Source organism: Streptomyces mutomycini, from assembly GCF_001700505.1.
GTDB classification, from domain to species: Bacteria; Actinomycetota; Actinomycetes; order Streptomycetales; family Streptomycetaceae; genus Streptomyces; species Streptomyces mutomycini.
Window position 1 is genome coordinate 18,715 of the sequence record NZ_MAPV01000032.1, and the last position, 10,747, is coordinate 29,461.

The window sequence follows — 10,747 nt, forward strand, 5'->3', positions numbered from 1 at the left end:
AACGGGTGAGCACCACAGAGCCCGACGCCCTCCTGGGCCCCGCAGAAATCCGTGAACTGGCCGCAGCGCTGGGCGTACGCCCCACCAAGCAGCGCGGCCAGAACTTCGTCATCGACGCCAACACGGTCCGCAGGATCGTACGGACCGCCGAGGTGCGGCCCGACGACGTGGTGGTCGAGGTCGGCCCCGGCCTGGGCTCGCTGACCCTGGCCCTGCTGGAGGCGGCCGACCGGGTCGTCGCCGTGGAGATCGACGACGTGCTCGCGGGCGCCCTGCCCGCCACGGTCGCCGCACGGCTGCCGGAGCGGGCCGGCAGCTTCGACCTCGTCCACTCGGACGCGATGCTGGTGAAGGAACTGCCCGGCCCCGCACCCACCGCGCTGGTGGCCAACCTTCCCTACAACGTCGCCGTGCCGGTGCTGCTCACCATGCTGGAGCGTTTCCCCACCATCGAGCGGACACTCGTGATGGTCCAGGCCGAGGTCGCCGACCGGCTGGCGGCCCGGCCCGGCAACAAGGTCTACGGCGTGCCGTCGGTCAAGGCGAACTGGTACGCCGACGTCAAGCGCGCCGGGTCGATCGGCCGCACCGTGTTCTGGCCCGCGCCCAACGTCGACTCGGGGCTGGTGTCCCTCGTACGGCGCGCCGAGCCGGTCCGCACCACCGCGAGCAGGTCCGAGGTCTTCGCCGTCGTGGACGCCGCCTTCGCCCAGCGCCGCAAGACACTGCGCGCGGCCCTGGCCGGCTGGGCGGGCTCCGCACCGGCCGCCGAGGCCGCCCTGACCGCTGCGGGGATCTCACCGCAGGCCCGGGGCGAGTCGCTCACCGTCGAGGAGTTCGCCGCCATCGCCGAGAACAAACCGGAGCCCTCCGCATGACCCGCAGCGTCACCGTCCGCGTCCCCGCCAAGGTCAACGTGCAGCTCGCGGTGGGCGCCCCCCGCCCCGACGGCTTCCACGACCTGGCCAACGTCTTCCTCGCCGTGGGCCTGTACGACGAGGTCACCGTCACCCCGGCCGAAGCCCTGCGCGTCACCTGCTCCGGACCGGACGCGGGCCAGGTGCCGCTGGACGCCACCAACCTGGCGGCCCGCGCCGCGATCGCCCTGGCCACCCGGCACGGCATCGCGCCCGACGTCCACATCCACATCGACAAGGACATCCCGGTCGCCGGCGGCATGGCCGGCGGCAGCGCCGACGGCGCCGCCGCCCTGCTGGCCTGCGACGCCCTGTGGGGCACCGGCGCGAGCCAGGGGGAACTCCTGGAGATCTGCGCCGAGCTGGGCAGCGACGTGCCGTTCAGCCTGGTCGGCGGGGCCGCCCTCGGCACCGGCCGGGGCGAGCAGCTGACCACCGTCGACGTGGGCGGCACCTTCCACTGGGTCTTCGCCGTCGCCGACGGCGGGCTGTCCACCCCCGCGGTGTACGGCGAGTTCGACCGGCTCACCGCCGGTACGGACGTCCCCGCACCGGCCGCGTCGCCCGCGCTCCTTACCGCCCTGCGCGAGGGGGATGCCACCGAGCTCGCGGAGACCCTCGGCAACGACCTCCAGGCCGCCGCTCTCTCCCTGCGCCCCTCGCTGGCCGGCACCCTCGCGGCGGGCACCGCCGCGGGCGCCCTGGCCGCACTGGTCTCGGGTTCCGGGCCGACCACGGCGTTCCTGACCGCGGACGAGGAGTCCGCGCGCAAGGTCGCCGACGCGCTGCTGGCCTCGGGCACCTGCCGCAGCGCACGGGTCGCGCCGTCGCCCGCTCCGGGGGCCACCGTCGTCTGACGGCCGGTACTCAGACGGGAAGTGAGTACGGTCGCGCTGCCGCCCTTCCGGGGTGCGGCGCGACCGTATGCGCATGGGATCACGTGTTCGCGAAATGGCCGGGGCGACGCCCGTCACCCGGGACCGCTACATCGACCTGCTCCGGGTCGCCTCGCTCGGGACGGTCGTACTCGGCCACTGGCTGATGGCCGCCGTCACGACCGACGGGGTCGGCAACCTCCTCGCCGTCGTGCCGGGACTCCAAATGCTCACCTGGGCCCTCCAGGTCATGCCCGTCTTCTTCTTCGTCGGCGGCTTCTCCCACGCGCTGTCCTACCGCTCCCTGCTGCGCAGGCGGCCCGAGGACTCCACGAGCTCCGTGTACCCGTCGTTCCTCCGCGCCAGGCTGCAACGCCTGCTGAGGCCGACCATGGTCTTCGTACTGGTGTGGGGCGTGGCCGCACTCGTCGTCCAGCTCCTCGGTGGCGGTGGCGGACTGACCGGTGTGACACTGCGGCTGGTGACCCAGCCGCTCTGGTTCATCGGCATCTACCTGGCGATGGTCGCGTTCACCCCGGCCCTGCTGAAACTGCACGACCGTTACGGCTGGGGCGCGTTCGCCGTGCTCATGGGGGCCGCCGCCGCAGTGGACCTCCTGCGTTTCGCGGCAGGCGTCCCCTACGTCGAGTTCCTCAACTTCGCGTTCGTCTGGCTCGCGGTGCACCAGCTCGGCTTCCTGCGCGCCGACGGCCGCATCCGCCGCCCCGCGCTCCTCGCCGGGGCCGGACTGGGCGCGGCCGTCGCCCTGGTGGCCCTCGGCCCGTATCCACTGTCCATGGTCGGCATGCCCGGCGAGAAGATCAGCAACATGGCGCCGCCCACCCTCGCGCTGCTCTGCCACGGCCTCTGGCTCGTCGGGGCGGTCGAGCTGCTGCGCGCCCCCGGTGCCCGGCTGGTGGCCCGGCCACGCGTCTGGCGCACGGTGGTGGCCGCCAACGGTGTCGCGATGACCGCGTTCCTGTGGCACCTCACCGCCATGCTCGGCGTGTACGGGGCGATGCTCGCCCTCGGCATCCCGCTGCCCGAGCCGGCCACCGGCGCCTGGTGGGCGCAGGTTCCCTTGCGGATCGCGGCCGCCGTCGCGGTCACCGCGCTGCTGGTCGCGGCCTTCCGCACGTTCGAGCGCCCCGTCGGCGTCGTCCCCGGCAGGGCGACGAGCGGTGCCGGAGCCGTATCGGCGGTCGGCGTGACCCTCGCCCTGCTGGGCGTGCTGGGCCTCTCCATGGTCGGCTACGCCGGCCTGCTCGAAGGGCACACCGCACTGCTGATCGCCGTGCACGTCAGCGCCCCGGCGGCCGTCGCCATGGCGCTCGGCGGCTGGCTGCTGGTGGAACGGGCGGGGCGGTGAACGCGGGGGGCGGCGATTGCGGGAAACCGCTCAGCGACCGTAGTGGTAGCGGCACGAGACGATACGTACCTCGTCTTCGATCACGCGGTAGATGAGTCGGTGTTCGTCGCTGATCCGGCGTGACCAGTACCCGTGGAAATCATGCCGCAGAGGTTCCGGTTTGCCGATGCCTTCGTTTCCATTGCGGTCGATGTCCTGGAGCAAGGCGTTGATCCGCCTGAGGATCTTCCGGTCCTGGGTCTGCCACCACACGTAGTCCGACCATGCGGATTCGTGCCAGACGAGCTTCATTCGATGAGCTCCCGTACCGTGCCGCCGCCGTTCTCGAGATCATCGATCGCCGCCAGGACGCGACGTGCGTTCTCGGGGCTGCGGTACAGGTAGGCCGTCTCCTTCATGGACTCGTATTCGTCGAGTGCCACGATCACCACGGGCTCGTGGCCGGCGCGCGTCACTATGACCTCTTCACGGTCGTTGACCACAGCGCTCAGGGTCTCGGCGTACTTGGCGCGTGATTCGGTGTAGGTCATCGTCCGCACAGCAGCCTCCTCGGGAACGTACGGAATCCTGTACGTACAGAATAGTGTACGCGGTAGCCGGGCGGGGGAACAACGGGCGCAGCCGTGGGTGGCACGCCCCGTCAGCCCAGCTTCACGGTCTTCTTGGCCAGTTCGTACGCCGGGAGCATCTCCTGGTGCTCCTGGGAGTCCAGTCCGCCCAGGTGCACCACGACCGGGCCGTCCGGGGTCGTGACCGCGAAGGCGCGCTCCGTCTTCGGCTCGTCCAGCAGTTCGGCTTCCACCGTGTAGGTGACCTCCGCGGCTGCCACCGGCCCGCCTGTCTCCTCGTACGACGCCTTGGACGCGTTCGCGTCGCCGGCCACGAAGTCCTCCAGCGCCGCTCGCGGAGTGGTGCCGGAGCCCTCGCCCTGCCAGACCCGGAGGTAGCCGAGGTTCCCGGCCGGTTTGGCGTCGATCTCGCAGACCATGGTCGCCGAGCCCTGCTGCGCCAGTTCCGCGAACTCGGAGCCGGGATCCACCTCGACGGCCTGCGGCTTCCAGTCCGCCGCCAGATCGAAGGTCACCGGCAGCTCACAGGCCGAGCCCGGGCCACCGAGCGGGCCACCCTTCTCCGCGACGGCGCTCTCCGAGGCATTCGCGGGAGCACTGTCCCCGTTCTTGCCCGAATCCGGGCCCGTGCCGCCGCCGGACGACGCCGAGCAGCCTGCCAGCACCGCCGTCGCCAGGACCGCCGGAACCAGAGTCCGTATCGCGTAGCGCATCATGAAGTCCCCACCCCTGAGATGTTCCGTACCGCTCCGACCTGGGGTTACTCCCCATGATCGATCGCCGCACGCTATCGCACCCCGCGCGGCGACTACTCTGGGACGTCGAGCGGTCCCCGACGCAGGGATCCCCGAGGCAGGAGTGAAATGGCCGTCAATCTGGTCAATGTCGAGCAGGTCAGCAAGGTGTACGGCACCCGTGCCCTGCTCGACGGTGTATCCCTCGGGGTGTCCGAGGGCGACCGGATCGGCGTCGTCGGCCGCAACGGCGACGGCAAGACGACGCTCATCCGGATGCTCGCCAAGCTGGAGGAGGCGGACACCGGCAGGGTCACCCACAACGGTGGACTGCGCCTGGGTGTCCTCACCCAGCACGACTCCCTCGACCCGCAGGCCACCATCCGGCACGAGGTCATCGGCGACCTCGCCGACCACGAGTGGGCGGGCAGCGCCAAGATCCGAGACGTGCTGACCGGGCTCTTCGGCGGGCTCGCCCTCCCCGGCTTCGAGCACGGCCTGGACACCGTCATCGCCCCGCTCTCCGGCGGCGAGCGCCGCCGGATCGCCCTGGCGAAGCTGCTCATCGCCGAGCAGGACCTGATCGTCCTCGACGAGCCCACCAACCACCTCGACGTCGAGGGCATCTCCTGGCTGGCAGGACACCTGCGGACCCGGCGCTCCGCGCTCGTCTGCGTGACCCACGACCGGTGGTTCCTCGACCAGGTCTGCACCCGCATGTGGGACGTCCAGCGCGGCTCGGTCCACGAGTACGAGGGCGGCTACAGCGACTACGTCTTCGCGCGGGCCGAGCGGGAGCGGATCGCCGCGACCGAGGAGTCCAAGCGGCAGAACCTGATGCGCAAGGAGCTGGCCTGGCTGCGGCGCGGCGCCCCCGCCCGTACGTCCAAGCCCCGCTACCGCATCGAGGCGGCCAACGAGCTGATCGCCGACGTGCCGCCGCCGCGCGACACCAGCGAGCTGATGAAGTTCGCCAACGCCCGGCTCGGCAAGACGGTCTTCGACCTGGAGGACGTGACCGTCCAGGCCGGACCCAAGACCCTGCTCACCCACCTCACCTGGCAGCTCGGCCCCGGCGACCGCATCGGCCTGGTGGGCGTCAACGGTGCGGGCAAGACCTCCCTGCTGCGGGCGCTCGCCGAGGCGTGCCGCAGCCAGGGCGACGTACAGCCCGCCGCCGGGAAGGTCGTCGTCGGCAAGACGGTCAGGCTCGCCTACCTCTCCCAGGAGGTCGCGGAGCTCAACCCGAACCTGCGGGTGCTCGAAGCGGTCCAGCAGGTGCGCGACCGGGTCGACCTCGGCAAGGGCCGTGAGATGACCGCCGGGCAGCTCTGCGAGCAGTTCGGCTTCGTCAAGGAGAAGCAGTGGACGCCGGTCGGTGACCTGTCCGGTGGCGAGCGGAGGCGGCTGCAGATCCTGCGCCTGCTGATGGACGAGCCCAACGTCCTCTTCCTCGACGAGCCCACCAACGACCTCGACATCGAGACGCTGACGCAGCTGGAGGACCTCCTCGACGGCTGGCCCGGATCGATGATCGTGATCTCCCACGACCGGTTCTTCATCGAGCGCACCACGGACAAGGTGATGGCGCTCCTCGGCGACCGCGCGCTGCGGATGCTGCCGCGCGGTATCGACGAGTACATCGAGCGCAGGCAGCGCATGGAGGAGACGGCGACGCCCGCGTCCTTCGCCGGGTCCTCGGCGCCCAAGGCGGCGCCGGCCGAGACCGTCTCCCCGCAGGCGGCGCGCGCGGCCAAGAAGGAGCTGCAGAAGGTCGAGCGGCAGCTCGAGAAGATGTCGACGAAGGAGACCTCGCTGCACGCGCAGATCGCCGACAACGCCACCGACTTCGCGAAGGTCGCCACGCTCGACGCCGAGCTGCGTGAACTGGTCGCGGAGCGGGACGTGTTGGAGATGCGCTGGCTGGAACTGGCTGAGGACGCCTGACGCCCGCCGTGTGAAGGCGGTGACCGGTGGGGCCTGCCCGGGCATGAGGGGGGAACAGGCCCGAGTACCACCGGTGGTAGAAAGATGGTCCGCCCGACTTGCCATCACCTCGCGGAAACCAAGCCCGATTCGCTCCTTTCCGGCGCGCTCCGGGGAGCGCGGTCACCCGGCTCCCCGGAGCGCACCGGAAGCGCGGGGGAGACCGGAAAGGGCACCGGTCCGCAGAAAAGGGGACGCACCGATGTCCCAGCCGCCCGGCCCGCCCGCCTCGCACGAGGGCTTCGGAGCACCGTTCGACCCACCGGAAGGTGCGTCGCCGTTCAACCCACCGGCGGCTTCCGCCCCGCGGCCCGGATACGGGTATCCCACCGTCCCGCAGCCCGGGTACGGCAGTCCCGCCGCCCCGCAGCCGGGGTACGGCAGTCCCGCCGCCCCGCAGCCGGGGTACGGCAGTCCCGCCGCCCCGCAGCCGGGCCCGTACAGCGCCCCGTCAGGGCCGTACGCGCAGCAGCCCGGGCCCTACGGCCCGCAGGCGGGTCCCCACGGTTCGCCGCCCCCCGGCGGCAGCCCCGGAGGGCGAGAAGGGTTCGCAGGCCGGCCGGCGCGGATCGTCGGTGCCGTGCTCGCCGCGCTCCTCGTCGCCGGCGGCGGTCTCTGGTTCGCCACGGGAGGCGACGACGGTGAGCAGCCGGCCGCCGGTGGACGCGACCGGCCCGCGTCCTCGCCAGCCGCGGACGGAAAGGGGAACGCAACGGACCGGACCGATTCCGAGCTCGTCGGGGCGGCTGACGCCGCGCGCGCGAAGGGCGAGGCGAAGGTGCGCTGGGTGAAGAGCCTCGGCGTCGACCTGCCCGGACAGGCCCTCACCGTCCACGGCCCCTGGCAGTCCGGCGACGTCGTCGCGCACGCCGTCCACCGCACGGTCTCCGGCTACTCGGCGCGGGACGGCCGGAAGCTGTGGAGCCTGAAGGTGTCCGCCGACATATGCGCGGCACCGACCCTGCCGACCGGGGACGGCAAGATCGTCATCGCGTTCGAGGAGCACACGGAGAACGGTGCGGACTGTTCGGTCCTGCGGATGATCGACCTGCGGACGGGCCGGGCGGGATGGACCAGGACGCTCCCCGGGGACGGTTTCAGCGAGATCCAGCGGGACGTCGCCATGTCCGTGAACGGCGACACCGTGACCTACGCACGCGCCGGCCGGGTCCTCGCGTACCGCGTCGGCGACGGCAAGGACGTGTTCGGGATGCCGGCCGGCCCCTGCCGGCCGTTCGCGTTCACCAGCGGCCCGCGGATGATCGCCGCCACCTCCTGCGCCGGCCTGGGCGACGAACGGGCGGACCAGCGGATCCAGCAGACCGACCCACTGACCGGCGAGGCGGAATGGACGTACGACGTCGGGGCGGGCTGGACCGTCGACCAGGTCTACTCCACCGACCCGCTGGTGGTCTCCTTGCAGAAGGGCGACGCGTGGAAGGCCGTCGCCCTGCGGGCCGACGGCACCCTGCGCGCGGAGATCGACCTGGGCACCCGTGACATCGACTTCGGCTTCGCCGACTACGAAGTGCGCTGCGGCGGCTACCAGATGGTCACCTCCAACAAGGACGACTGCGCCGGAGTGGCGGCCGACGCCGACACGTTCTACGTGTCGACGAAGCGCCGGCACGCGGAGTTCGACATCGACAACAAGCTCGTCGCCTTCGACCTGGACACCGGCGAGCAGAAGTGGACGGTGGCCGCACCGCTCGGACGCAGGGTCGAGCCGCTCGGCACCGAGGGAGGCCGGGTACTCGTCTACGTCGCCCCCACGAAGAAGCGGGGCGGTGAGATCGCCACCGCGGAGGCCGCCGGAGGCGACCTGAAGACCGTCCTCGCCCATCCCGCGTACACCGCCGGCATCGAGGACGGCTTCGCCGGCGGGAAGATCGACTACGCGAACGGCCGTTCCCTCGTCACCCGGTCCGTGATCGGTCTCGAGGAGGACGACAACATCGAGGTCACGACGAAGATGCTGATGGCGTTCGGCGAGTGAGGCGCTGTCCCCGGGCGTGAAGCCCTCGTTCCGGTGAAACCCGCCTGCGTCGAGGGTTGTTGACGCCGGTGCGGCGTCCGGTGCGGCGGGCCGCCCGCCCCGGGCTCGTAACGGCGGCATCACGGGCCGGTTCTCCCTTGGGAACAGGGAGGGACCGGCCCGGTGCCGCCCCCCGTCCCGGTGGTACAAAGAAGCCCCGCTCGACTGTCGTAACGCCGCGGAACCCATGCCCGATTCGCTCCTTTCCGGGGGGAATTCAGAGATTTCTCGTACCTGATCCTCTGAACCCAGCGGAATCGCGGGGGAGACCGGACCGGGCACCGGACCGCACGAAGGGGGACGCGCTGATGACCCAGCCGCCCAGCCAGCAACCGCCGCAGGGCGGCTTCGGGGCTCCGCAGGACCCGCAGAGCACGCCTCAGCCACCCCAGCCGCAGTCACCGCCGGCAGCTCCACCGCAGATGCCGCCCGCGCCCCCGCAGACGCCCGCGGGCGCGCCGCAGCCGGGTTACGGCTATCCGCAGGCCCCCGGAGCACAGCCCGGCTACGGCTACCCCCAGGGGCCCGGCCAGGCGGCCCCCGGCCCGTACGCCCAGCAGCCCGGCCCCTACGGCGCCCCGGCCGGCCCGTACGCGCAGCAGCCGGGCCCGTACGGCCAGCAGCCCGGCTACGGCTATCCGCAGCAGCAGTACCCCGGCGCACCCACGCCCGGCGGCTCCGGAGGCGGCCCCTTCAAAGGCAAGCCCGCCGTCGTCATCGGCGCGGCGCTCGCCGCACTCCTCGTCGTCGGCGGCGGCATCTTCTTCGCCGCGAGCGGGAGCGACGACGAGAAGAAGCCCGTCGCCAAGTCCAGCAGCGACGCCGCCGACCCGAGCGCCTCGCCGAGCATCGACCAGGGCGACGGCAAGGGCGACGGCCGCGAGGCGAACGACGACCTGAACGCCGGCCGCAAGGAGGGCGAGGCGAAGGTCCTCTGGCTGACGAAGAACAGCATCGACCTGCCGCGCAACGGCGCGACCGTGTACGGCCCGTGGATCGTCGGGGACACGCTCGTCAAGGGCATGTACCGCTCGGTCGTCGGCTACTCGACGGCCGACGGCAAGGAGAAGTGGACCCTCCCGCTGCCCGCCGACCTGTGCGCCGCCCCCGCCGCGCCCACCGCCGACGGCAAGATCGTCGTCGGCGTGATGAACGGCACCACGGACAAGGCCGACTGCGCCGACCTGCAGATGATCGACCTCAACACCGGCAAGGCCGGCTGGAAGAAGTCGGTCAAGAAGAACGGCACCTGGGACCTGCTGTCCGACATCGGCCTGGCGATCAGCGGTGACACCGTGACCGTCGGCCGGACGAGCAACTCCAGCGCGTACCGCGTCAGCGACGGCAAGGAGCTCTTCGGCAACCCGTCGGGCACCTGCCAGCCGTACGCCTTCGCCGGCGGCCCCAAGCTCATCGCCGCGGTCAACTGCCGCACCGACGACGTGGACAACCCGCAGCAGCAGATCCAGGAGGTCGACCCGACCACCGGGAAGGCCAAGTGGACCTACGAGCCGAAGCGTGGCTGGGAGGTCGACAAGGTGTACTCGGTGAGCCCCCTCGTCGTCTCCCTGACCCAGCGCGAGGAGAAGAAGTGGGGCATCCTCGCCCTCAAGGAGAACGGAACGCTCCGTTCCCAGCTGACCAGTGACAAGGGCGACAAGCTCTCCGTCGACTGCGGGGGCGGCTTCTCGATCTTCGGCAAGAAGCTCGAAGGCTGCAGCGGCGTCGCCGCCGACGCCAACACCTTCTACATGATGACCGAGGACGACACCAGCGGCACCGGCCGTACCAACAAGGTCATCGCGTTCGACCTGAACACCGGCGAGAGCAAGTGGAAGGCCGCGGCCCCCGCCGAGCGCACCATGAAGCCGCTGCGCATGGAGGGTGGCAACGTCCTGGTCTACCTGGAGCCCTCGTACGACAAGGGCGGGGCGATCGCCACGATCGCGCCCACCGGAGGCGCGGCCCAGGTGGTGCTGCAGCACCCGGACTCTACGACCAGGATCGAGAGCTTCTTCTCGTCCAGGACCGTCTACTCGGGCGGCCGTTCCTACGTCGTCAGCGACCGCGTCAGCGCGAGCAACGACGAGGAGGAGAAAGAGCAGACGACCATGATGGCCTTCGGCAAGTGACGGCCGACGACGGCAACCGCAGCCCCTTCTTCTCAGACCCCGCAGAGGTACGCACGCCATGACCCAGCCGCCCCAGCCGTCCAACGAGCCGCCCCAGGGCGGATTCGGCGCCCCGCAGGACCCGCCGCCC

9 protein-coding genes are annotated in these 10,747 nt (G+C 71.4%); 6 read left to right on the forward strand and 3 right to left on the reverse strand.

Going from position 1 to position 10,747, the window contains the following annotated elements:
• Nucleotides 1-5 precede the first annotated feature (5 nt).
• From rsmA to BFF76_RS05045, 3 genes are all read left to right on the forward strand, one after another.
• Nucleotides 6-878, forward strand: a complete 873-nt coding sequence (rsmA, locus tag BFF76_RS05035; RefSeq protein WP_031098586.1) for a 16S rRNA (adenine(1518)-N(6)/adenine(1519)-N(6))-dimethyltransferase RsmA — start codon at nucleotides 6-8, stop codon at nucleotides 876-878.
• Nucleotides 875-1,774 carry a 4-(cytidine 5'-diphospho)-2-C-methyl-D-erythritol kinase gene (locus tag BFF76_RS05040; protein ID WP_031098589.1) on the forward strand — a complete coding sequence of 300 codons (900 nt, stop codon included), beginning with the start codon at nucleotides 875-877 and terminating at the stop codon, nucleotides 1,772-1,774. Before rsmA ends, BFF76_RS05040 begins: the two co-directional genes overlap by 4 nt.
• Nucleotides 1,775-1,847: 73 nt before the next feature.
• The gene (locus BFF76_RS05045; RefSeq protein WP_065847399.1) at nucleotides 1,848-3,161 is read left to right on the forward strand and encodes an acyltransferase family protein; all 1,314 of its coding nucleotides are present in this window, start codon (nucleotides 1,848-1,850) and stop codon (nucleotides 3,159-3,161) included.
• A gap of 30 nt (nucleotides 3,162-3,191) precedes the next feature.
• On the opposite strand, the gene BFF76_RS05050 is transcribed toward BFF76_RS05045, so the two are convergent.
• From BFF76_RS05050 to BFF76_RS05060, 3 genes are all read right to left on the reverse strand, one after another.
• Nucleotides 3,192-3,452: a Txe/YoeB family addiction module toxin gene (locus tag BFF76_RS05050; RefSeq protein ID WP_031098595.1), complete on the reverse strand. Its 261-nt coding sequence runs from the start codon at nucleotides 3,450-3,452 to the stop codon at nucleotides 3,192-3,194.
• On the reverse strand, nucleotides 3,449-3,700 hold the full coding sequence (locus tag BFF76_RS05055) for a type II toxin-antitoxin system Phd/YefM family antitoxin (protein ID WP_031098597.1): 252 nt from the start codon (nucleotides 3,698-3,700) through the stop codon (nucleotides 3,449-3,451). The genes BFF76_RS05050 and BFF76_RS05055 overlap by 4 nt, the downstream gene beginning before the upstream one ends.
• A gap of 101 nt (nucleotides 3,701-3,801) precedes the next feature.
• Nucleotides 3,802-4,446, reverse strand: coding sequence for a lipoprotein (locus BFF76_RS05060; RefSeq protein ID WP_065847393.1), 645 nt, complete (start codon nucleotides 4,444-4,446; stop codon nucleotides 3,802-3,804).
• A 147-nt stretch (nucleotides 4,447-4,593) separates the two neighbouring features.
• On the opposite strand from BFF76_RS05060, the gene BFF76_RS05065 reads away from it, so the two are divergent.
• From BFF76_RS05065 to BFF76_RS05075, 3 genes are all read left to right on the forward strand, one after another.
• Nucleotides 4,594-6,411, forward strand: a complete 1,818-nt coding sequence (locus tag BFF76_RS05065) for an ABC-F family ATP-binding cassette domain-containing protein (RefSeq protein ID WP_031098600.1) — start codon at nucleotides 4,594-4,596, stop codon at nucleotides 6,409-6,411.
• Nucleotides 6,412-6,652: 241 nt separating this feature from the next.
• On the forward strand, nucleotides 6,653-8,446 hold the full coding sequence (locus BFF76_RS05070) for an outer membrane protein assembly factor BamB family protein (RefSeq protein WP_065847395.1): 1,794 nt from the start codon (nucleotides 6,653-6,655) through the stop codon (nucleotides 8,444-8,446).
• A gap of 347 nt (nucleotides 8,447-8,793) precedes the next feature.
• Nucleotides 8,794-10,617: an outer membrane protein assembly factor BamB family protein gene (locus BFF76_RS05075; protein ID WP_065847397.1), complete on the forward strand. Its 1,824-nt coding sequence runs from the start codon at nucleotides 8,794-8,796 to the stop codon at nucleotides 10,615-10,617.
• Nucleotides 10,618-10,747: the final 130 nt, after the last annotated feature.